Origin of the sequence: Pelomonas lactea (genome assembly GCF_043555885.1) — a bacterium.
In the GTDB taxonomy this organism is placed as follows: domain Bacteria; phylum Pseudomonadota; class Gammaproteobacteria; order Burkholderiales; family Burkholderiaceae_C; genus Pelomonas; species Pelomonas lactea.
In genome coordinates, this window is sequence record NZ_JBIGHX010000002.1 from 642,552 (window position 1) to 662,967 (window position 20,416).

A 20,416-nucleotide genomic window follows, 5' to 3' on the forward strand; every position below is an offset into this window, starting at 1 on the left:
CGGCGAAGTGTAGGGCCGCCGTGTGTGCCGGCCGTGTCGGTGCGGTCTATAAACTGCCCCGGCAACGTGGACCTTGGGAGGTGACATGGACTGGAACTGGGCCACCGTCTGGTGGATCGTGGCGGGGCTGCTGGTGGCGACCGAGCTGGCCAGCGGCAGCTTCTACCTGCTGATGCTGGCCGTGGGTGCTGCCGCAGGCGCGCTGGCGGCCCACCTGGGCCTCGCGCCAGCCGGGCAGATGCTGGCCGCTGCCCTGCTGGGCGGCGCCGCCGTCATGGCGTGGTACCGGCATCGCAGCCAGGCACCCAAGGCCGCGCCCGCCGCCAGCAACCCGGACGTCAACCTGGACATCGGCCAGAGCGTGCATGTCGACAGCTGGTCCGGCGAAGGCCTGACACAGGTGCACTACCGCGGCGCCGCGTGGCAGGCGCGCTTCATCGGCAGCGCGCCGGCACAGGGCGGCCGTCACATCATCCGCGCCATCGAAGGCAGCTGCCTGCTGCTGGACCGCTGAACCCAACCATCATCCGGAGAGCATTCATGGGATTTCAGATCGCCTTCGTCATCCTCGTCATCGCCGCCATCTTCATCGTCCGCGCCATCAAGGTCGTGCCCCAGCAGAACGCCTGGGTTGTGGAGCGCCTGGGCAAGTACCACGCGACGCTGACGCCGGGCCTGAACTTCCTCGTGCCCTTCGTCGACCGGCTGGCTTACAAGCATTCGCTGAAGGAGATTCCGCTGGACGTGCCCAGCCAGGTTTGCATCACCAAGGACAACACGCAGCTCACTGTCGACGGCATCCTCTACTTCCAGGTGACCGACCCGATGCGCGCAAGCTACGGCGCCAGCAACTATGTCGTTGCCATCACGCAGCTGGCGCAGACGACGCTGCGCTCCGTCATCGGCCGCATGGAGCTGGACCGCACCTTCGAGGAGCGCGACGTCATCAACAGCTCCGTCGTGCAGGCACTGGACGAGGCCGCGCTGAACTGGGGCGTCAAGGTGCTGCGCTACGAGATCAAGGATCTGACGCCGCCGCCCGCCATCCTGCACTCCATGCAGGCGCAGATTACCGCCGAACGCGAGAAGCGCGCGCTGATCGCCGCGTCCGAGGGCCGACGCCAGGAGCAGATCAACATCGCCACCGGCGAGCGCGAGGCCGCGATCGCCCGCTCCGAGGGCGAGAAGCAGGCCGACATCAATCAGGCCCAGGGCGAGGCAGCCGCCATCACGGCCGTGGCCGATGCGACGGCCGATGCCATCCGCAAGATCGCGTCCGCCATCCAGCAGCCCGGTGGCGACCAGGCCGTGCAGCTCAAGGTTGCCGAAAAGGCCGTGGAGGCCTTCGCCCAGCTCGCGCAGAAGAACAACACCATGATCGTGCCGGGCAACATGAGCGAGGTCGCCGGCCTGATCGGCACCGCCATGGGGCTGGTCAAGGCCGCAGGCAAGACTTGAAGCCGGATAAAAAAAGCCCGCGAGGGCCCTGTCAGGGGCAGTCGCGGGTGCAAGACGTTCGGGGGGCGCCGAACGAAAGCGATGGAGGAGACGCTTCTCGGGTGACCTCCGGGGTCAGACGGTTCAGCCGCCGGTGAACGGGAAGCCCAGCAGTTCGACGATCACGTCCCACAACGACAGGTTTTCCATGGATGCCATCCGTGCAGCGGTTGAGATGGCGCGCAGTGTGGAGGACGCCTCCGTTGGGGTGAACTACAAACCCTGGTAGTGGTGCCCGCGGGTCAGAGCAGCCCCAGCTCCATCGCCCTCACGACCGCCTGGCCCTTGGTCGATACATCCAGCTGCTGAAACAGCCGCTTGAGGTGGTAGTTCACCGTGTTCTCGCTGATGCCCAGCAGATGACCGACAACCCAGGCGCTCTTGCCCTCCTGGGTCAGCCGCAGGATCTGCAGCTGCCGCGCCGGCAGCTGCACACTGTTCTGCGGCAGCAAGAGGCGCGCCGCGGCATCCTGCGCATGCACGGCCAGCAATTGCAAGTCGGCCACGATGCGGTTCAGCTGGACCGTGTTCTTGGGCAGGGCCTCCTCTCGATCCATGCCCAGCAGCAGCCGCTTGTGGCCCGGCATGTTGACCGCCACGGCCACGCCCGTGCGATATCCGAACGGCGCCACCATGTCCCACAGGTCGGCGGCCCCGGACCTGACGTAGAAGTCCTGGTCGTAGACCAGCGGGGTCCAGCGCCGCATCAGCTGCGTGTGTACCGGGTCGCGCCGGGCAAATGCCGGGTCTCGTGACGCCTGCAGAAACTTCTCCGGCGTGTTGCCCACCGAGAAGTAGTCCGTCTTGCCACCGGCGGCCAGCCGCTCGACCGCCAGCACGCCAACGACCAGGCCAAAGCCCTGGTCGTGCGCAAAGTCGACAAGCCCCTGCCGGAACGCCGCGAGATCCGGCGCCTGACTGACTTGTTCGTATCGCTGCAGGCTCATCCGGGCACCAGGCGCTACTAGGGTTGGTAGGCGCAGGGCGCCGGGGACAAACGCAAACTGCAAGTCATGCAGATGACGGGAGACCCGGATGCAGACGGCAGCGTGGCAACTGATGACCTGCGAGTGGGTCGTCAAGACTGTAAACGAGTTCGATTTGGCGGCCCACGAGCTTCGCCCGTTCCGGCGGCGCGTGCGCGTGGAGCGCAGCCGTGACGGGCTGCGGTGCGGCCAGCAGTTGTGGTCCACAGCCGAGCGCCGACCCATCCGTATCGCGTGGGAATGGACGGAGATCCAGCCTGACGTCGTCGCGCTGTTCGACCCGATGAACATCCTGTGCAACGTGGCGCTGATCGACGGAGAAGGCCGCACGCTGGCCGACTCGCGCCGCATGCTGCATCTGAACAATGTCATCCACCGCCTGGATTGGCGACTTGCCATCTAAGCGCGCCAAATTTGTCCGCGGTCGCGCGTAATGGGTTATGATGGCAGGCTTGCAGGAGAGGTGGATGAGCGGTTTAAGTCGCACGCCTGGAAAGCGTGTGTGGGTTAATAGCCCACCGCGGGTTCGAATCCCGCCCTCTCCGCCAAGCAGCATGATCGGGCCCTTTGGGGCCCGTTTTGCTTTCTGAACCGGATCAACCGCCGGCGCCCTGCTGCAGTTCATCCACGGGAAAGCGCAATTCGTCGCGCTGCACTGGTTTGACAGCCGCACCTGCTGAACACTGCGCGTCACGCCTTGCAATCGCAAGGACGGAGTTGGAAATGCGACCAAGCAAGGGATGGATAAGTCTGAGTCTCACGCTGGGCCTGCTGGCAGGCGGCCTGCCTGCCGAGGCCAGTGAAGTGGTCAAGCTGGCGCGGCTTGTTGTCGGCGGCAAGCGCGCTGCCCCCGCGGAGGCTACGCGCACGACGCCGGCGGAACAGCGTCCCGCCAACACCAGCCCGCAAGCCCAGGGCAACACCAGCGGCGGAGGCGGCGAAGACACCGGCAATGCACCCGCACCGGCACGTGGCGTTTCCTGATGCCAACCGAGTAAGACCCAAAAACAAAATGCGCCGAAACCCGCAAGGATTTCGGCGCATTGCATTTTTGGCGGAGTGGACGGGGCTCGAACCCGCGACCCCCGGCGTGACAGGCCGGTATTCTAACCAACTGAACTACCACTCCGCGTGGGATGAATTTGATACCGCGTTTAAGCAATACCCAAGCTCATCAAACTCGCCTGTCTCTGGACAGGAATCAAATTCCGTCATGCAACGAAAATTTGGCGTCCCCTAGGGGATTCGAACCCCTGTAATCACCGTGAAAGGGTGGTGTCCTAGGCCTCTAGACGAAGGGGACGGAACCTTTCAATTTCAAATCACGCGCCGTTCAAACCGAAGTTTGATTTGGTGGAGGTAAGCGGGATCGAACCGCTGACCTCTTGCATGCCATGCAAGCGCTCTCCCAGCTGAGCTATACCCCCTAGGTGGAGCGTGATTCAAAATCAACATCAAAAACAAACGGCCAACGAATTGGCCGTTCATCTATCGGGCGAGCCCGACGAAAACCTTGGCGGAGTGGACGGGGCTCGAACCCGCGACCCCCGGCGTGACAGGCCGGTATTCTAACCAACTGAACTACCACTCCGCGTGGGATGAATTCAATATTATCACATTGCTTGCGCTTTTTGATAATACCCAAGCTCATCAAACTTGGCGTCCCCTAGGGGATTCGAACCCCTGTAATCACCGTGAAAGGGTGGTGTCCTAGGCCTCTAGACGAAGGGGACGAAACCTTCATGACTTGAACCGCGCGCCGCCAAACAGGAAACCCGTTTGGTGGAGGTAAGCGGGATCGAACCGCTGACCTCTTGCATGCCATGCAAGCGCTCTCCCAGCTGAGCTATACCCCCGTTGTTTTCAACTTTGTCGTTGCCGACTTGTCGTTAACAGCGCTGTTCAAGCGAGACCAAGAGTATATGACGAATTTCAGAGGGATTGCAAGCGTTCGAGAACTTTTTTCTGTTCGAAGTGCTCCAGCACGGCATCCAGGCTGGGCGTCTGCGCACGGCCGCACACGAGGACGCGCACCGGCACGGCGAGTTGGGGCATCTTCAGGCCGGCGGCCGTCAGCGTCTCCTTCAGCGCCTGCTGGATGTTGGCCTTGGTCCAGTCGGTCACGCCGGCCAGGCGCTCGGCAAGCGCGGCCAGCGCGGGACGGACGGCGTCAGTCACGTGCGCGGCCAGCTCATCGGATGACGGGGTGACCGGCGCAAAGTACATCAAGAGCCATTCGGCCAACGCGGCAACGGTCGCGCAACGGTCCTTGAACAGACCGACCTTGGGTTGCACCTGCGCCGCCGTGACGGCGATGCCTTTGGCGGCCAGCTGCTCCACGACCAGCGCCGCCAGCCGCCCTTCTTCGATCTGCTTCACGTAGTGGCCGTTCACCCAGTCCAGCTTGGCCGGGTCCCACTGCGCGGGGCTCTTGGACAGGTGCGTGCCATCGAACCAGCTGATCATCTGCTCGGCCGAGAACAGTTCGTCGTCGCCGTGGCTCCAGCCCAGGCGGGCCAGGTAGTTCAGCATGCCTTCGGGCAGGTAGCCGTTGGCGGCGTAGTCCATCACGCTGACCGCACCACGGCGCTTGGACAGCTTCAGTCCGTCGTCGCCCAGGATGATGGGCAGGTGGCCGAAGGACGGCAGCGGCGCGCCCAGCGCGTTGAAGATGTTGATCTGCCAGGGCGTGTTGTTGACGTGCTCGTCGCCGCGGAAGACATGGCTGATGCGCATGTCCCAGTCGTCCACGACGACGGCGAAGTTGTAGGTCGGCACGCCATCCGTGCGGGCGATGATGAGGTCGTCGATCTCGCGGTTGTTGATCGTGATCGGCCCCTTGACGACGTCGTCCCAGGTCACATCGCCCTCGATCGGGTTGGCGAAGCGCACGACAGGCTTCACCCCTTCAGGCGGCGTCGGCAGCACCTTGCCGGGCTCGGGGCGCCAGCGGCGGTCGTACAGCGTCTTCTCGCCGCGGGCCTTCTGGGCCTCGCGCATCTCGGTCAGCTCCTCGGGCGTCGCGTAGCAACGGTACGCCTTGCCTTGCGCGATGAGCTGGTCGATGACGGCCTGGTAGCGGTCCAGGCGCTGCATCTGGTAGATCGGGCCCTCGTCGTAGTTCAGGCCCAGCCAGTTCATGGCGGCAATGATCTGGTCGACCGAGTCCTGCGTGGAGCGGGCGACGTCGGTGTCCTCGATGCGCAGCACGAACTCGCCGCCGTGGTGGCGGGCGTAGGCCCAGGAATACAGCGCGGTGCGGGCGGTGCCCAGGTGCAGGAAGCCGGTGGGCGACGGCGCGATGCGGGTGCGGATCTTGTCGAAGGAACTCATTCGGGGCTCGGTGTTGTCGGAGTGCGCATTCAGCCTTCAGTGCCGCTTTGCAATGCCAGGCGGCTGCGGGCCGCGGCGTCTTCCTCGTCGCCCTGCGACGTGCGCTGCTCGCGGATGGCGGCGAAGTCGGCCAGGCTGACATCGCCGGTCACGTAGTGGCCATCGAAGCAGCTGGCTTCAAACCCGGCCAGGCCGGGGCGCAGCGCGGCGACGACGCGCTTCATCGCATCGACGTCCTGGTAGATCAGCGCATCGGCGCCGATGTAGGCGCGGATCTCCTCGATGCTGCGGCCGTGGGCGATGAGCTCCTCCTGCGTCGGCATGTCGATGCCGTAGACGTTGGGAAAGCGCACCGGCGGCGCGGCGGAGGCCAGGTAGACCTTGCGGGCGCCGGCATCGCGGGCCATCTGCACGATCTCCTTGGAGGTGGTGCCGCGCACGATGGAGTCGTCCACCAGCAGCACGTTGCGGCCCTTGAACTCGACGCCGATGGCGTTGAGCTTCTGGCGCACGCTCTTCTTGCGCGCGCCCTGCCCCGGCATGATGAAGGTGCGGCCGACGTAGCGGTTCTTCACGAAGCCTTCGCGGTAGGGCTTGCCGATGCGGTGCGCCAGCTGCATGGCCGACGGGCGGCTGCTTTCCGGGATGGGGATGACGACGTCGATCTCGTTGGGCGGCATCGTGGAGATGACGCGCTGCGCCAGCGTCTCGCCCATGTTGAGCCGTGCCTGGTAGACGGAAATGCCGTCCATCACCGAGTCGGGCCGAGCCAGGTAGACGAACTCGAACATGCAGGGATTCAGCGACGGTGCGTCGTTGCACTGCTCGGTGTGCAGCTTGCCGGTGAGGTCGATGAACAGCGCCTCGCCGGGGGCCAGGTCGCGTTCCATCTGGTGGCCGGTGCCCTCCAGCGCGACGCTCTCGCTGGCAACCATGAAGTCGCCGTTGGCGGCGCGGCCGAAGCACAGCGGACGGATGCCGAAGGGGTCGCGGAAAGCCAGCAGGCCCTGGCCAGCGATCAGCGCGATGACGGCGTAGCTGCCCTTGATGCGCTTTTGCACGGCGCGCACCGCGTTGAAGATTTCCTTGGGCGTCAGCGGCAGGTCGCGTGCGGCCAGCTCCAGTTCATGGGCCAGCACGTTGATCAGCACCTCGGTGTCACTCTCGGTGTTGATGTGGCGGCGGTCGATGTCGAACAGCTCGTCCTTGAGCGCATGCGCGTTCGTCAGGTTGCCGTTGTGCACCAGCACGATGCCGAACGGCGCGTTGACGTAGAAGGGCTGGGCCTCTTCCTCGCTGTAGGCGTTGCCGGCCGTGGGGTAGCGCACCTGACCCAGGCCGATGTTGCCCGGCAGCGCACGCATATTGCGGGTGCGGAACACGTCGCGCACCATGCCGCGCGCCTTGTGCATGAAGCACTTGTGGCCCTGCATGGTGACGATGCCGGCGGCATCCTGGCCGCGGTGCTGCAGCAGCAGCAGCGCGTCGTAGAGCAGCTGGTTGACGGGAGAGGCCGCGAGGGTGCCGACGATGCCGCACATGGCAGGGGTCCTTAATCAGTCAGTCGATGACGCCGCAGATGGGGTCATCGAGCGGGAAACAAAACGGGCAACAGGTTCGGGCAGCAGTGGTGCTGCGTCGCGCAGCACACCGGCCAGCACAGGCGCGGCGCGCGAAGCTTGCCAGGTACCGGTTTCGGCCAGCGGCGACGCGCCGATGACGAGCACCAGCAGCAGCGCGATGAAGACACCCCTCAGCGCGCCGAAGCCGGCACCGCCGAGGCGGTCCACCACCGACAGCGGCGTGGCGTGAATGAGGGTCTTGACGAGGCGCGTGGCCAGGCTCCACACGATGAGCACGAAGAAGAAGGCCAGCGCCAGTGACACGACATGGACGACGGCCGGGCCGAACTTGCCTTCGGGCAGAAAGCCCTCGACGAGGGGTGACAGCGGCGACGCCGCGAAATAAGCCACCACCCAGCCGGCCAGCGACATCACCTCGAACACCAGACCGCGCCACAGACCGATGCCCACCGACAGCAGCAGCAACGCCGCCAGCGCGAGATCGACCCAGCTCAGTTCGACGTCCATGAGCGTGCCGTCAGAGCGTGAGGATGGCGCCCGGCAGGCCGGCGCTCTTGAGCTTGGCGGACGCACGCTCGGCCTCGTCACGGTTGGCGAACGGGCCCAGGCGCACGCGGATGCGCTTGCCGTCGGCCGTGTCGACCGCCTGCGCGTAGGTCTTCAGGCCCAGCTTCTCGACCTTGCCGCGCATCTCCTGCGCGGCCTTGTTCTCGCCGTAGGCGCCGACCTGCACGATGTAGCGGGCCGCCGCGGGATCCTTGCCATCCAGCAAGGCCTGCGCGCGAGCGCCGTCGCTGGCGGACTTGGGCTTGTCGGCGGGCCTGTCCGCGGGCTTCTCGGCCAGTTTGACGGGAGGCTTGTCGGTGGGTTTCGCGGCGGGCGCCTCGGCCGGCTTCACGACCGGCTTCTCGACGCGCGGCTCGGCGGGCTTCTCGGCGACTTTCTCGACGACCTGCACCGCCGGCTTCTCCGCCACGCGGGGTTCCACCGGCAGCTCCACGCTGGCGGCAGGCGACGGCTGCGGGGCGGGTTCAGCCTGGCTCAACGGCTCGCGCGTCGGCACTACCAGCGGCGGCGCGGACTCCTTGCGCGGGATCTCGATGGGCAGGTCCACGGGGATGGGTCGCGGCTGGGTCTCGAAGATCAGCGGGAAGCCCACGACGCCGACCGCGACGAGTACGGCGGCACCGATCAGCCGGCGGCGCGCACGAACGCGCAGCACCTGCACATCGTCGGCCGCGGTGGCCTTGGCGCCCGACTTGGACTTCTTGGGCGCCGCCGCGGTGGAGGCGGCGTCATCGCGCTTGAGGAAGGAAAACAGGCCCATCGGCGGCGTCTGGCTCAGTGGAGGGTGGGAGGCTGGGGCTCGGCAGCGCCGGCGGTCACGCGCGGGATGCCCTGCTGCAACACGCCACCCACGGTGTAGAAGGAACCGAAGACCAGGATTCTATCGGCCGTGGTCGCCCCGGCCGCCGCGGCGTGCAGCGCGTCCAGCGGGTTGGCATGCGTATGCGTCTCGACGCCCGGCGGCGTCTTCAAGCCGGCGGCGAGGAACGCAGTTTCAAGCTGTCCGGCAGTGGCGGCGCGCGGAAGCGGCAGGTCCGTGAAATGCCAGACGTCCACCAGCGGCGCGATGCGCGCGAGGATGCCGCCCAGGTCCTTGTCCGCCATCGCGCCGAAGACGGCGTGCGTGCGTGGGAAGAAGCCCATCTGGTCGAGGTTCTGTGCCAGCGCGGCGACGGCGTGCGGGTTGTGCGCGACGTCCAGCACGACGGCAGGCTGACCGGCCAGCACCTGGAAGCGGCCGGGCAACTCGACCAACGCTAGGCCCGTGCGCACGGCCTGGGCGCTGATGGGCAGCCGGTCGGCCAGCGCCTCGAACGCGGCGAGCACGCCGGACGCGTTCAGCAGCTGGTTCACCCCACGCAGCGCCGGGTAGGACATGCCGGAGAAGCGCTTGCTGCGCCCGGCCCACTGCCACTGCGTGCGGTCACCACTGAAGGTGAAGTCCTTGCCCAGTTGGCGCAGTTCAGCACCCAGTTCAGTCGCGCGCGCCGCCAGCGAGGCCGGCGGCATCGGGTCGCTGACGACCACCGGACGCCCCGGCCGCATGATGCCGGCCTTCTCCCGGCCCACGCTCTCGCGGTCGGGGCCGAGGAACTCGGTGTGATCCAGGTCGATGCTGGTGATGACGGCACAGTCGGCGTCAATGACGTTGACCGCGTCCAACCGGCCGCCCAGGCCGACCTCCAGGATGACGAGATCCAGCGGCTCATGCTGCAGCCGCCGCATGATGGCCAGCGTCGTGAATTCGAAGTAGGTCAGCGTGATGTCACCGCGCGCGGCCTCGACGGCCTCGAAGTGCGGCTCCAGCGACTCGGCCTTGACCGGCTCGCCGCCAACGCGGCAGCGCTCCTGGAAGTGCACGAGGTGTGGCTTGATGTAGAGGCCCACGCGGTAGCCGGCGTGCAGCGCGATGGACTCCAGCATCGCGCAGGTCGAGCCCTTGCCATTGGTGCCGGCGACGACGACGGTCGGGCAATCGAAGGCAATGCCCAATCGCTCCTTCACCGCCCTGACGCGGTCCAGCGTCATGTCGATGGTCTTGGGGTGCAGGCGCTCGCAGTGGGCGAGCCAGTCATCAAGCGTCATGGCGGATCACGGAAAAACAAAAGCCAGGCACGGGGCCTGGCTCGGAACTGTCGCGACAGGGTTCAAGCCACCGCGTCGGCGCTCTGGCGCTGCAGCATCGCGAGCTGGCGGGCAATCGTCTCGCGCAGCTGGCGGCGGTCCACGATCATGTCGACGGCGCCCTTCTCCATCAGGAACTCGGCACGCTGGAAGCCCGGGGGCAGCTTCTCGCGCACGGTGTTCTCGATGACGCGCGGACCGGCAAAGCCGATCAGCGCCTTGGGTTCGGCCAGCACGATGTCGCCGACGAACGCGAACGAGGCCGACACGCCGCCCATGGTCGGGTCGGTCAGCACGCTGATGTAGGGCAGCTTGGCCTTGGCCAGGCGCGTCAGCGACGCGTTGGTCTTGGCCATCTGCATCAGGCTCAGCAGGCCTTCCTGCATGCGCGCGCCGCCGGTGGCGGTGAAGCAGATGAACGGCGTCTTCTGCTCGATGGCCGTCTCGACGCCGCGCACGAAGCGCTCGCCGACGACCGAGCCCATGGAGCCGCCCATGAAGTCGAACTCGAAACAGGCTGCCACGACCGGCACGCTCATGATGGCGCCACCGATGACGACCAGCGCGTCGGTCTCGCCGGTGTTCTCCAGCGCTTCCTTCAGGCGGTCGGGGTACTTCTTGCTGTCCTTGAACTTCAGCGCGTCGACCGGAATGACCTCTTGGCCGATCTCGTAGCGGCCTTCCGCGTCGAGGAAGGCATCCAGCCGGGCGCGGGCACCAATGCGGTGGTGGTGCGAGCACTTGGGGCAGACGTTGATGTTCTGCTCCAGGTCGGTCTTGTAGAGCACCGTCTCGCAGCTCGGGCACTTGATCCACAGGCCTTCCGGGACCGTGCGGCGGTCGGCGGGGTCGCCTTGCTGGATCTTGGGCGGGAGCAGTTTGTCGAGCCAACTCATGGTCAGTCCTTCTTGTCGAGGGCGGCGCGGATCTCGCGGATGAAGGCCGCGCCGGTGGAGGCGACATTATCGACGGGTTGGCGTTCGAGCAGCTCAACCAGCTTGGAGCCGATGACGACCGCATCGGACACATCGGCCACGGCCCGCGCCGTCGCCCCGTCGCGGATGCCGAAGCCCACGCCCACGGGCGTGCTCACATGCCGGCGGATGCGCGGCACGGCCTCGGCGACGGCGGCCGTGTTCAGGTGGCCGGCGCCGGTGACGCCCTTCAGTGACACGTAGTACACATAGCCGCTGGCCAACTGGCCCACCTGGGCCATGCGAGCCTCGGTGGACGTGGGCGCGAGCAGGAAGATCGCGTCCATGTTCGCCGCACGCAGCTTGGCGGCGAACTCGTCACACTCCTCGGGCGGGTAGTCGACGATGAGCACGCCGTCCACGCCGGCGGCGGCGGCATCCGCGACGAACGCCTCCAGCCCGTAGCGCTCAACCGGATTGGCATAGCCCATCAACACCAGCGGCGTGGCGTCGTTGCGGGCGCGGAACTCGCGAACGTAGTCCAGCACCTTGCGCAGGCCGATGCCGTGCTTCAACGCGCGTTCACCGGCACGCTGGATGACGGGGCCGTCGGCCATGGGGTCGGAGAACGGCACACCCAGCTCGATGACGTCGGCGCCCGCCTCGGCCATGGCCAGCAGCAGGTCGACGGTGGCGGCCGGGTGCGGATCACCGGCGGTGACAAAAGGGATCAGCGCCTTGCGGCCCTGCGCCTTCAGCGCGGCGAAGGTGGTGGCGATGCGGCTCATGCCCGGGCTCCCGGCAGTGCGACGACGGCATCGCCGCCTTTGACCGACTGCCCGCGGCAGGACGGACGACAGTAGAAATCGGCCTGGGACAGGTCGGCCACGGTACCGATGTCCTTGTCGCCCCGGCCGGAGAGGTTGACGAGCAGGATCTGATCCTTGGCCATCGTCGGCGCGATCTTCATCGCATGCGCCACGGCGTGGCTGGATTCCAGCGCCGGGATGATGCCCTCGGTGCGGCACAGGTGATGGAAGGCCGCCAGCGCCTCGGCGTCGGTGACGCCCACGTACTCGGCGCGGCCGATGTCCTTCAGGTGCGCATGCTCGGGGCCAACGCCGGGGTAGTCCAGGCCGGCCGAGATGGAATGCGTCTCGGTGATCTGACCGTCCTCGTCCTGAAGCAGATAGGTGCGGTTGCCGTGCAGCACGCCGGGGCTGCCGGCGGACAGCGTGGCCGCATGGCGGCCGCTCGCAATACCCTCCCCGGCCGCCTCCACGCCGATGAGGCGGGTGCCGTCGTGCGGGATGTAGGGGTAGAAGATGCCGATGGCATTGCTGCCGCCGCCCACGCAGGCGATGACGGCATCCGGCTGGCGGCCGGTCATGTCGGGCATCTGCTCCAGGCACTCGTCGCCGATGATGCGCTGGAAGTCGCGCACCATCATCGGATAGGGGTGCGGGCCGGCCACGGTACCGATGATGTAGAAGGTGTTCTCCACATTCGTGACCCAGTCACGCATCGCTTCGTTGAGCGCGTCCTTCAGCGTCTTGCTGCCGCTCTCCACCGGCACGACGGTCGCGCCCAGCAGCTTCATGCGGTAGACATTGGGGCTCTGGCGCTTGACGTCCTCGCTGCCCATGTAGACGACGCACTCCAGGCCGTACCGAGCGCAGATGGTGGCCGTCGCCACGCCATGCTGGCCGGCGCCCGTCTCGGCGATGACGCGCGGCTTGCCCATGCGCTTGGCCAGCAGCGCCTGGCCGATGACGTTGTTGATCTTGTGTGCGCCGGTGTGGTTCAGGTCCTCGCGCTTGAGGTAGATCTGTGCGCCGCCCAGCTCGCGGCTCAGGCGCTCGGCGTGATAGATGGGGCTGGGCCGGCCGACGAAGTGCTTGAGCTCTTTCTTGAACTCGGCGATGAAGTCGGGGTCGTTGCGGTAGTGCGCGTAGGCGTCCTTCAACTGGTCCAGCGCGTGGACGAGCGTCTCGGAGACAAAGCTGCCGCCAAACGTGGGCTTGCCGGCATGGCGGAAGTGCCCGGTGGCATCGGGCTGGTCGTACTCAAACATGGAATGTCCTCAGGTCAGTCCTGCATCCGCGCGCTTCACGGCGCGGCAGAACTCATGCATCAGGTCGGCGCTTTTGATGCCCTTGGACACCTCGACGCCGGAACTCACATCAACGGCCCAGGGCCGCACCCGCGCGATGCCATCGCCGACGTTTGCTGCATTCAACCCACCAGACAAAACGAGGTGAGAGGCTGCGTTTGGTGGAATGAGTGACCAATCGAAGACCTTGCCGCCGCCGCCATAGCTGTCGACATGGGCATCGAGCAGCAGGGCCTGGGCACTGGAAAACTGAGACCCAAAGTCTACCAAGTCGAAGCCGGGCGCCATGCGCGCGGCACGCAGGTAGGGGCGCTGTATGCGCTCGCAATCGGCGGGCGTCTCGTCACCATGGAACTGCACCAGCATGTTGGGCAGTGCGTCCAACGCGGCGCGCAGCTCGGCATCGGGCGCGTTGACGAACAGACCCACCGGCGTGACGAAGGGCGGCAGCAACGCTGCCAGCGCCCTCGCCCGCTCCGGCGTCACGGCCCGCGGGCTCTTGGCATAGAAGACGAAGCCGATGGCGTCGGCACCGGCCGCAACGGCGGCTTCGACGTCGGCCTCGCGCGTCAGGCCGCAGATCTTGATGCGTGTCATGTTTGCCCCTCGGCTGTCGAGTACGCCAGCCTATCCCCCGAGGGGATGCGGGCCGGCTTGGGGCGGCCCGGCGCTCGGCCCGCCCTCATGGAAGCCAATCCAGCGCGGCCACGTGCCGCGGAATGTCCAGCTCGGCGTCGTAGGTCGGGCCGAGGAAATAGAGCCCGTCGGGCGCGAACGTCGGCGCGGCCACCTTGCGGTCGCGCGCGGCCAGCACGTCGGACACCCAGTCGACGGACCGCGTGCCGCTGCCCACTGCCAGCAGGCAGCCCATCAGGTTGCGCACCATGTGGTGCAGGAAGGCACTCGCCTCGAACTCGAAGCGCCAGTAGACGCCGCGCCGCTGAACGCTGATCTCGCGCAGCGTCTTGATGGGCGACGCAGCCTGGCACTCGGAGGAGCGGAACGACGAGAAGTCGTGCTCGCCGATGAGCCGCGCGGCGGCCGCTTCGAGGGCCGACTGGTCCAGCGGCCGGAAGATCCAGCCGCACTGCCCCGACTCGATGGCCGGCCTGACGGCAGACTCCAGCAGCAGGTAGGCATAGCGCCGCCCACGCGCGGAGTTGCGGGCATGGAAGGTGTCGCCGGGGAAGCGGCTCCACTGGATCGCGATGTCAGGCGGCAGATAGCGGTTGACGCCGCGCACCCACGAGAACGGCTCGCGCTCAACGTCGGTATCGAAATGGATGACCTGGTTGACGCCGTGCACGCCGGTGTCCGTGCGGCCGGCGCAGATCGTGCGGATGGGCTGGGCCGCGAACGCGGACAAGCCTTTTTCAAGCGCATCCTGCACTGTGCGGCCGCCCGGCTGGCTCTGCCAGCCGTTGTAGCCGCCGCCGCGGTAACTCACGCCAAGTGCAACTCTCATCGATCCTCAAATGAAAAACGCCCGGCCAGGCCGGGCGTCGAAGTATCGCGGCTGCGGGCTCAGCGCAGCTCGTTCAGCATGGCCTGCGCACGATCGCGCAGCGAGCCGCTGGCACGCTGGATCAGTTCCTGCAGCACCTCGCGGGCACCCTCGGTGTCACCGATCTGGCGGAACTCATCGGCCAGCTCCAGCTGGCGCACCAGCGGGTCGCCGTCATCGTCGCCCAGCGCTTCCAGCGCGTCGGCCAGATGGTCGGGGGCCGTCTGGCCGGGCTGAGTAGGCTCGCCCAGGTCGAAGTCCAACTCCGTCGGCGCGGCGGCCGGCGGCGTGGGGGTGACCGACAGATCGCCCATGCCGCTGAGGTCGAAGCTCAGGTCCGGCGCGGGCGGCGCGGTGCGGGCACCGCGGGCGGAGATGTCGAAGTCCATCGTCATCGGCGCATGCTCCACCGACGCGGGCATGGCCTGCGTGGCCGCCAGCGCCGTCGGCGAGACGGGCTCGGGGGCATCCAGGTCCAGGTCCAGCGCGAGGTCGAAGCCGCTGACCGGGCCGGTGTCCGGGCCGCTGCGGGCCAACGCGTCGGTGCCGAGATGAGCCGCTGCGGCGGCCGAAGCGCCGCTGGGCAGCGCCGTCTGCGGCAGCGTGCTGGCGTTCATGGGCTCGGGCCGCTCGGGGCCGCCGTCGTCATGCAGCAGCGGCGCGCCGCCAGGCTGATACAGCGGGTTGTCGGGGTCGATGCCACGGCCAAGTTCCTGCGCCTTGGCCCAGTCCTCACCCGTGCCCTTGGTCTCGGCATACAGCTGCACGGCCAGTTGCTCGAAGCCCTTGGTGTCGCGGCGCTTGGCGTAGACCTCCAGCAGCTTCAGACGGATGGCCAGGCGCGTCGGGTTGGCGCGCAGCGCCTCCTTCAGGATTTCCTCGGCCTGCAGGTCGCGGCCGTAGGCCAGGTAGACGTCGGCCTCGGCGACCGGGTCCACGTCGCCGATGGCGTCCAGCTGGCTGAGCGAATAGCTCATCGACGACTGGCCGCTGTTCTGCGCGTCGCGGGTGTCCACGCGCTGGCCACCGGTGCCACCGAAGAAGGAGTCGGGTTGCAGGCGACTTTCGTGGAAGCCCGTCTCGGCCGCGTTGGCCGGACGACGCGAGCGCAGCCGCAGCAGGCCCAGCACGCCCAGCACGGCCACCAACATGCCAGCCAGTGGCAGCACGACGGGGCTGTCGATGATCTGCTCGACGAAGCCCGGCGGCTCGGCCACCGGCGGCGGCGCGAGCGGCGCGCTGGCGCGGGGCGCGGGCTTGGACGCGGCGGCACTGGCCGCCACCACCGGCGCCGGCGCCGATGCAGCAGCGGAGGCAGCCTCGACGGCCGCGACGACGGGCGCCGGCACGGGCAGCGCGGGCGTTGCGGACACCAGCGCGGGTGCGGCAGACGCGGCCACGGGGGCGGCGGGCTTGGCAGCGCTGGAGAGCTTCTTGAGCTCCTCGACGTTGCGCGTCAGCTCGGCGACGCGGGCGGCGGCGTCCTTCTTCTCGGCGTCCTTGGAGAGCTTGGCCTCGGCAGCGCTGGCCGACCCGGCCTTGCTGAGCATCAGCTTGTCCGGCGTGGGCGCGGCCGCGGGCTTGCGATCTTCCACGGCCGCCTGCACCTGACCCTTGGACTGGCGTTCGCTCTCGGTGCTCTGCAGCGTCGGCGCGGCGGAAGCCAGACGCTGGCGGTAGGCGGAGAAATCGGCGCTCTGCGCCAGGATGATCTGACGCGCTTCACCCTGCGACACCGAGGCCAGCGCCTCACTGCCCGGCACCTGCAGCGTCGAACCGGCCTTCAGGCGGTTCATGTTGCCGTCGATGAAGGCGTCGGGGTTGTTGCGGAACAGGCCCACCAGCATCTGGTCCAGCGAGATACCGCTGACCTGCGTGCGGCCGGCCACCTTGGACAGCGAGTCCCCGGGGCGAACACGGTATTCGGACGCGGCCGTGACGGGCGGGCGTACCGCCACGGGCGCCGGCGCAGCGACTGGCGGACGGGCCACGGCCAGAGGTGCCGGCGCAGGTGCTCGCGGCAATGCCGTCGTCTCGGCCGACGCACGGGCCGGAACCCCCTCGCTGGAAGCCGCCGGCGCCTGGGCCACCGCAGGCGCAGCGGTGATGGCGGGCGCAGGCTTGGGCAGGCTCGGCGGGTCGAACAGCAACGTGTACTCGCGCACCAGGCGGCCGCTGGACCAGGTCAGCTCCAGGATGACGTCGACGAACGGCTCCTGCACGGCGCGGTCGCTGCTGACGCGCAGCACCGTGCGGCCGCCCTGGCGCACCACCTGCACCTGTGTGGAACTCAGCACGGCGTTGTAGTCGACGCCGGTAGCGCGGTAGGTGTCGGGCGGCGCCACGCGCACCTTCAGCGTCGAAGCTTCCTCGGACGTCAGGCTGGTGACGTCGATCTCGGCGCGCATGGTCTCGCCAAGGGCCGACTGCACGCTCAGTTTGCCCAGCCCCAGCGCCTGCGCGCCACCGGCGGCCAGTAGCAGCGCTGCAGCCAGCGCCACGTGATGGCGGACAAACCCCGTCGGGCGGACTCCCTCGAATGCGTCGCGGATGTGGTCTTTCAAGGCATTCCCCAAAGCAACAAGGCGGGGCAATGGGCCCCGCCTGTCTCGATCTTCAGTGCGCGCTGCCCGAAACTGGTCTGCACGCTGGTTTGCACGCGGATCTGCACGGTGTCGCCTGCGTCGAGTTTTGAATCAAAAACACAACGGCATCAAGCATATACGCTGAAATGCTCAAGGGGTACCTGATGTGTCGCTTGGTTTCAATATCGACGCCCGGGTGAACCCTAGGTCCAAGCGTAAAAGACCGTAAGCAAAAACGGGCCTCGCGGCCCGTTTTGTGTTTCAGCGATCCAGCAGGATGCGCAGCATGCGGCGCAGCGGCTCGGCCGCCCCCCACAGCAACTGATCGCCGATCGTGAAGGCACCGACATACTCCGGGCCCATCGCCAGCTTGCGCACGCGACCGACGGGGATGGTCATCGTGCCGGTGACGGCCACGGGCGTCAGGTGCTTGAGCGTGTCCTCGCGCGTGTTGGGCACGTACTGCACCCACTCGTTGTCGGCGCGGATCATGGCCTCGATGTCGGCCAGCGGCACATCCTTCTTCAGCTTGAAGGTCAACGCCTGGCTGTGGCAGCGCATGGCGCCGACACGCACACAAAAGCCGTCGACGGGAATGCCGTTGGAACCGAGGATCTTGTTGGTCTCGGCCATGCCCTTCCACTCTTCCTTGGATTGGCCGTTGCCCAGGTCCTTGTCGATCCACGGGATCAGCGAGCCGCCCAGCGGCACGCCGAAATTGGCGGTCTCGTCAGCGCTCAGCGAACGCTGCTTGGCGATGACCTGGCGGTCGATCTCGAGGATGGCGCTCTTGGGGTCGTCCAGCAGCGGCTTCACGGCAGCATTCAGCGTGCCGTACTGTGTCAACAGTTCGCGCATGTGCTGGGCGCCGCCGCCCGATGCGGCTTGGTAGGTCTGCGTCGACATCCACTCGACGAGGCCAGCCTTGTACAGCGCGCCGACGCCCATCAACATGCAGCTGACGGTGCAGTTGCCGCCGACCCAGTTCTTGCCACCGGCGGCCAACGCCTGCTTGATGACCGGCATGTTGACCGGATCCAGCACGATGACGGCGTCATCGTTCATGCGCAGCGACGACGCCGCGTCGATCCAGTGGCCCGTCCAGCCCGCGGCGCGCAGCTTGGGGAAGACTTCGTTGGTGTAGTCGCCGCCCTGGGCAGTGATGATGATGTCGCAGCGCTTGAGCTGCTCAATGTCGAAGGCGTTTTGCAGCTTCGTCTCGTTCTTCGCCTGCGCAGGGGCGTTGCCACCGGCGTTGGACGTCGAAAAGAACAGCGGCTCGATCAGGTCGAAATCCCGCTCGGCGGTCATGCGGTCCATCAGGACCGAGCCCACCATGCCGCGCCAGCCTACGAGGCCTACCAAGGTCGTCATCATCAAATCCTTTGTCTGTCAGTCACCAAACCCCATCCACTTTGGGCCCCGGCTCGTTCGCCGGGTTTGGTGGGGCGAGACGAGACGGAGCTTCAGCTCTTAATGGTTTTGGTGGTCGTGATGGCTTTGACGACAGCGTCGCCCATCTCGATGGTCGTGACCTTCGAGGTGCCTTCACTCCAGATGTCGGCCGTGCGCAAGCCCTGGGCCAGCACCGATTCCACCGCGGCTTCGATACGAGCAGCGGCGTCGGGCAGGCTGAGGGAGAACTTGAGCATCATGGCAGCGGACAGGATTGTAGCGAGCGGATTGGCAATCCCCTTGCCCGCGATGTCCGGCGCGCTGCCGTGGCTGGGCTCGTAGAGGCCCTTGTTGTTGGCGTCCAACGAGGCGGACGGCAGCATGCCGATGGAGCCGGTCAGCATCGCGGCCTCGTCGGACAGGATGTCGCCGAACATGTTGCCGGTCACGACGACGTCGAACTTCTTCGGCGCCTTGACGAGCTGCATCGCGGCGTTGTCCACGTACATGTGGTCCAGCTCGACGTCGGGGTAGCTCTTGTGCACCTCGATGACGATGTCCTTCCAGAACTGCGAGGTCTCCAGCACGTTCGCCTTGTCGACGCTGGTCAGGCGCTTGTTGCGCTTCTGGGCAGCCTGGAAGGCGACGTGCGCGATGCGCTCGATCTCGGGGCGCGAGTAGCGCATCGTGTCGAAGGCTTCGTCGGCGCCGGGGAAGTGGCCGTCCACGGCCGTGCGGCGGCCGCGCGGCTGGCCGAAGTAGATGTCGCCCGTGAGTTCACGGATCAAGAGGATGTCCAGGCCAGCAACAAGCTCAGGCTTCAGCGACGAGGCATGTGTGAGCTGCTCGTAGCAGATGGCCGGCCGAAAATTTGCAAACAGGCCCAGCGCCTTGCGCAACCCGAGAATGGCCTGTTCAGGCCGCAGCGAACGCTCCAGCTTGTCGTACTTCCAATCGCCCACGGCACCGAACAACACCGCGTCGGCTTCCTGCGCCAGCTTCAGCGTGGCGGGTGGCAGCGGGTGGCCGCTGGTTTCGTAGGCCTTGCCGCCGACGTCGGCCCAGTCGAGCTGCAACGGCAGGTCGAGCGCGTTCAGGACCTTGACAGCTTCGGCGACGATCTCGGGGCCGATGCCGTCACCCGGCAGTACTGCAATCTTCTTCATCTCAAATCACTCGGTTGGCCAGCCAGGGCTTGCTGGCGATGCGCTGGGCTTCGTAGGCGCGGATCTTGTCGGTGTGCTGCAGCGTCAGGCCGATCTCGTCGAGGCCGCCGATCAGGCATTCCTTGCGGAAGGGCTCGATGTCGAAGGGCAGCTCGCTGCCGTCGGGCTTGACGACGACCTGGCGCGGCAGGTCGACGGTGAGCTGGTAGCCGGGGAAGGCTGCCACCTCGTCGAACAGGCGAGCGATGGCCCCCTCCGGCAGGACGATGGGCAGCAGCCCGTTCTTGAAGCAGTTGTTGAAGAAGATGTCGGCGAAGCTGGGCGCCAGGATGGCGCGGAAGCCGTACTGCTGCAGCGCCCACGGCGCGTGCTCGCGGCTGGAGCCGCAGCCGAAGTTCTGGCGGGCGATCAGCACGCTGGCACCGGCATAGCGTGGCTGGTTCAGCACGAAGTCGGGGTTGGGCTTGCGGCTGCCCGGGTCTTGACCCGGCTCGCCGTGGTCCAGGTAGCGCCATTCGTCGAACAGGTTGGGGCCGAAGCCCGTGCGCTTGATCGACTTCAGGAACTGCTTGGGGATGATCGCGTCGGTGTCGACGTTCTCGCGGTCCATCGGGGCTACGAGGCCCGTGTGCAAAGTGAACTTGTCCAT

General features: G+C 67.0%; 19 protein-coding genes and 7 tRNA genes. 5 read left to right on the forward strand and 21 right to left on the reverse strand.

The annotated features are described in order from the left end of the window. The first annotated feature begins 85 nt into the window (after positions 1 to 85). A complete protein-coding gene (locus tag ACG04Q_RS07165; RefSeq protein ID WP_394510209.1) occupies positions 86 to 514 on the forward strand; it encodes an NfeD family protein in 429 nt (142 codons plus the stop codon). A 26-nt stretch (positions 515 to 540) separates the two neighbouring features. Continuing rightward, positions 541 to 1,458 carry an SPFH domain-containing protein gene (locus tag ACG04Q_RS07170; RefSeq protein WP_394510210.1) on the forward strand — a complete coding sequence of 306 codons (918 nt, stop codon included), beginning with the start codon at positions 541 to 543 and terminating at the stop codon, positions 1,456 to 1,458. A gap of 281 nt (positions 1,459 to 1,739) precedes the next feature. Here the strand turns inward: ACG04Q_RS07170 and ACG04Q_RS07175 are convergent, their stop codons facing one another. After that, positions 1,740 to 2,444, reverse strand: coding sequence for a helix-turn-helix transcriptional regulator (locus tag ACG04Q_RS07175; RefSeq protein ID WP_394510211.1), 705 nt, complete (start codon positions 2,442 to 2,444; stop codon positions 1,740 to 1,742). An 88-nt stretch (positions 2,445 to 2,532) separates the two neighbouring features. On the opposite strand from ACG04Q_RS07175, the gene ACG04Q_RS07180 reads away from it, so the two are divergent. The 3 genes from ACG04Q_RS07180 (at position 2,533) to ACG04Q_RS07190 (ending at position 3,467) form a co-directional block, all read left to right on the forward strand. Then, positions 2,533 to 2,886: a hypothetical protein gene (locus ACG04Q_RS07180; RefSeq protein ID WP_394510212.1), complete on the forward strand. Its 354-nt coding sequence runs from the start codon at positions 2,533 to 2,535 to the stop codon at positions 2,884 to 2,886. A gap of 54 nt (positions 2,887 to 2,940) precedes the next feature. Next, positions 2,941 to 3,031: transfer RNA gene (locus ACG04Q_RS07185), tRNA-Ser, on the forward strand. 175 nt (positions 3,032 to 3,206) lie between these two features. Next, positions 3,207 to 3,467: a hypothetical protein gene (locus ACG04Q_RS07190; protein WP_394510213.1), complete on the forward strand. Its 261-nt coding sequence runs from the start codon at positions 3,207 to 3,209 to the stop codon at positions 3,465 to 3,467. Between the two features lie 68 nt (positions 3,468 to 3,535). Here ACG04Q_RS07190 and ACG04Q_RS07195 read toward each other — a convergent pair. The 20 genes from ACG04Q_RS07195 to leuD all read right to left on the reverse strand — a co-directional run bounded on the left by ACG04Q_RS07195 (position 3,536) and on the right by leuD (position 20,416). Next, positions 3,536 to 3,612: transfer RNA gene (locus tag ACG04Q_RS07195), tRNA-Asp, on the reverse strand. A 98-nt stretch (positions 3,613 to 3,710) separates the two neighbouring features. After that, positions 3,711 to 3,786: transfer RNA gene (locus ACG04Q_RS07200), tRNA-Glu, on the reverse strand. A 48-nt stretch (positions 3,787 to 3,834) separates the two neighbouring features. Further along, positions 3,835 to 3,910, reverse strand: a tRNA-Ala gene (locus ACG04Q_RS07205). An 87-nt stretch (positions 3,911 to 3,997) separates the two neighbouring features. After that, a tRNA-Asp gene (locus ACG04Q_RS07210) sits at positions 3,998 to 4,074 on the reverse strand. A 66-nt stretch (positions 4,075 to 4,140) separates the two neighbouring features. After that, positions 4,141 to 4,216, reverse strand: a tRNA-Glu gene (locus ACG04Q_RS07215). 47 nt (positions 4,217 to 4,263) lie between these two features. Next, positions 4,264 to 4,339 (reverse strand) — tRNA-Ala (locus tag ACG04Q_RS07220). Positions 4,340 to 4,415: 76 nt separating this feature from the next. Continuing rightward, positions 4,416 to 5,816 carry a glutamate--tRNA ligase gene (gltX, locus tag ACG04Q_RS07225; protein ID WP_394510214.1) on the reverse strand — a complete coding sequence of 467 codons (1,401 nt, stop codon included), beginning with the start codon at positions 5,814 to 5,816 and terminating at the stop codon, positions 4,416 to 4,418. A 29-nt stretch (positions 5,817 to 5,845) separates the two neighbouring features. Continuing rightward, complete coding sequence (gene purF / locus ACG04Q_RS07230) at positions 5,846 to 7,357, reverse strand: amidophosphoribosyltransferase (protein WP_394510215.1); 1,512 nt, start codon at positions 7,355 to 7,357, stop codon at positions 5,846 to 5,848. Positions 7,358 to 7,372: 15 nt separating this feature from the next. Next, positions 7,373 to 7,906, reverse strand: coding sequence for a CvpA family protein (locus tag ACG04Q_RS07235; protein ID WP_394510216.1), 534 nt, complete (start codon positions 7,904 to 7,906; stop codon positions 7,373 to 7,375). A gap of 10 nt (positions 7,907 to 7,916) precedes the next feature. Next, positions 7,917 to 8,726 carry an SPOR domain-containing protein gene (locus ACG04Q_RS07240; protein ID WP_394510217.1) on the reverse strand — a complete coding sequence of 270 codons (810 nt, stop codon included), beginning with the start codon at positions 8,724 to 8,726 and terminating at the stop codon, positions 7,917 to 7,919. Positions 8,727 to 8,740: 14 nt separating this feature from the next. Beyond that, complete coding sequence (gene folC, locus ACG04Q_RS07245) at positions 8,741 to 10,051, reverse strand: bifunctional tetrahydrofolate synthase/dihydrofolate synthase (protein WP_394510218.1); 1,311 nt, start codon at positions 10,049 to 10,051, stop codon at positions 8,741 to 8,743. Between the two features lie 62 nt (positions 10,052 to 10,113). Then, positions 10,114 to 10,986: an acetyl-CoA carboxylase, carboxyltransferase subunit beta gene (gene accD / locus ACG04Q_RS07250; protein WP_394510219.1), complete on the reverse strand. Its 873-nt coding sequence runs from the start codon at positions 10,984 to 10,986 to the stop codon at positions 10,114 to 10,116. 2 nt (positions 10,987 to 10,988) lie between these two features. Continuing rightward, a complete protein-coding gene (gene trpA / locus ACG04Q_RS07255) occupies positions 10,989 to 11,792 on the reverse strand; it encodes a tryptophan synthase subunit alpha (RefSeq protein WP_394510220.1) in 804 nt (267 codons plus the stop codon). Then, positions 11,789 to 13,078: a tryptophan synthase subunit beta gene (gene trpB / locus ACG04Q_RS07260; RefSeq protein WP_394510221.1), complete on the reverse strand. Its 1,290-nt coding sequence runs from the start codon at positions 13,076 to 13,078 to the stop codon at positions 11,789 to 11,791. The genes trpA and trpB overlap by 4 nt, the downstream gene beginning before the upstream one ends. Before the next feature lie 9 nt (positions 13,079 to 13,087). Then, positions 13,088 to 13,714 (reverse strand): phosphoribosylanthranilate isomerase, encoded by a 627-nt coding sequence (locus ACG04Q_RS07265; RefSeq protein ID WP_394510222.1) that lies wholly within the window; start codon positions 13,712 to 13,714, stop codon positions 13,088 to 13,090. An 85-nt stretch (positions 13,715 to 13,799) separates the two neighbouring features. Beyond that, positions 13,800 to 14,582 carry a tRNA pseudouridine(38-40) synthase TruA gene (gene truA, locus ACG04Q_RS07270; protein WP_394510223.1) on the reverse strand — a complete coding sequence of 261 codons (783 nt, stop codon included), beginning with the start codon at positions 14,580 to 14,582 and terminating at the stop codon, positions 13,800 to 13,802. A 59-nt stretch (positions 14,583 to 14,641) separates the two neighbouring features. Beyond that, positions 14,642 to 17,185 carry a motility hub landmark protein FimV gene (locus ACG04Q_RS07275; protein ID WP_394510224.1) on the reverse strand — a complete coding sequence of 848 codons (2,544 nt, stop codon included), beginning with the start codon at positions 17,183 to 17,185 and terminating at the stop codon, positions 14,642 to 14,644. 282 nt (positions 17,186 to 17,467) lie between these two features. Then, the gene (gene asd, locus ACG04Q_RS07280) at positions 17,468 to 18,580 is read right to left on the reverse strand and encodes an aspartate-semialdehyde dehydrogenase (RefSeq protein WP_394510225.1); all 1,113 of its coding nucleotides are present in this window, start codon (positions 18,578 to 18,580) and stop codon (positions 17,468 to 17,470) included. 92 nt (positions 18,581 to 18,672) lie between these two features. Then, entirely contained in the window at positions 18,673 to 19,767 is a 1,095-nt protein-coding gene (gene leuB, locus ACG04Q_RS07285) for a 3-isopropylmalate dehydrogenase (protein ID WP_394510226.1), read from the reverse strand. A gap of 1 nt (position 19,768) precedes the next feature. Continuing rightward, positions 19,769 to 20,416 carry a 3-isopropylmalate dehydratase small subunit gene (gene leuD, locus ACG04Q_RS07290; protein ID WP_394510227.1) on the reverse strand — a complete coding sequence of 216 codons (648 nt, stop codon included), beginning with the start codon at positions 20,414 to 20,416 and terminating at the stop codon, positions 19,769 to 19,771.

Coding starts and splice junctions, on each gene's coding strand:
- ACG04Q_RS07165 (WP_394510209.1), top strand. CDS start 86: ATGGACTGGAACTGGGCCACCGTCTGGTGGATCGTGGCGGGGCTGCTG.
- ACG04Q_RS07170 (WP_394510210.1), top strand. CDS start 541: ATGGGATTTCAGATCGCCTTCGTCATCCTCGTCATCGCCGCCATCTTC.
- ACG04Q_RS07175 (WP_394510211.1), bottom strand. CDS start 2,444: ATGAGCCTGCAGCGATACGAACAAGTCAGTCAGGCGCCGGATCTCGCG.
- ACG04Q_RS07180 (WP_394510212.1), top strand. CDS start 2,533: ATGCAGACGGCAGCGTGGCAACTGATGACCTGCGAGTGGGTCGTCAAG.
- ACG04Q_RS07190 (WP_394510213.1), top strand. CDS start 3,207: ATGCGACCAAGCAAGGGATGGATAAGTCTGAGTCTCACGCTGGGCCTG.
- gltX (WP_394510214.1), bottom strand. CDS start 5,816: ATGAGTTCCTTCGACAAGATCCGCACCCGCATCGCGCCGTCGCCCACC.
- purF (WP_394510215.1), bottom strand. CDS start 7,357: ATGTGCGGCATCGTCGGCACCCTCGCGGCCTCTCCCGTCAACCAGCTG.
- ACG04Q_RS07235 (WP_394510216.1), bottom strand. CDS start 7,906: ATGGACGTCGAACTGAGCTGGGTCGATCTCGCGCTGGCGGCGTTGCTG.
- ACG04Q_RS07240 (WP_394510217.1), bottom strand. CDS start 8,726: ATGGGCCTGTTTTCCTTCCTCAAGCGCGATGACGCCGCCTCCACCGCG.
- folC (WP_394510218.1), bottom strand. CDS start 10,051: ATGACGCTTGATGACTGGCTCGCCCACTGCGAGCGCCTGCACCCCAAG.
- accD (WP_394510219.1), bottom strand. CDS start 10,986: ATGAGTTGGCTCGACAAACTGCTCCCGCCCAAGATCCAGCAAGGCGAC.
- trpA (WP_394510220.1), bottom strand. CDS start 11,792: ATGAGCCGCATCGCCACCACCTTCGCCGCGCTGAAGGCGCAGGGCCGC.
- trpB (WP_394510221.1), bottom strand. CDS start 13,078: ATGTTTGAGTACGACCAGCCCGATGCCACCGGGCACTTCCGCCATGCC.
- ACG04Q_RS07265 (WP_394510222.1), bottom strand. CDS start 13,714: ATGACACGCATCAAGATCTGCGGCCTGACGCGCGAGGCCGACGTCGAA.
- truA (WP_394510223.1), bottom strand. CDS start 14,582: ATGAGAGTTGCACTTGGCGTGAGTTACCGCGGCGGCGGCTACAACGGC.
- asd (WP_394510225.1), bottom strand. CDS start 18,580: ATGACGACCTTGGTAGGCCTCGTAGGCTGGCGCGGCATGGTGGGCTCG.
- leuB (WP_394510226.1), bottom strand. CDS start 19,767: ATGAAGAAGATTGCAGTACTGCCGGGTGACGGCATCGGCCCCGAGATC.
- leuD (WP_394510227.1), bottom strand. CDS start 20,416: ATGGACAAGTTCACTTTGCACACGGGCCTCGTAGCCCCGATGGACCGC.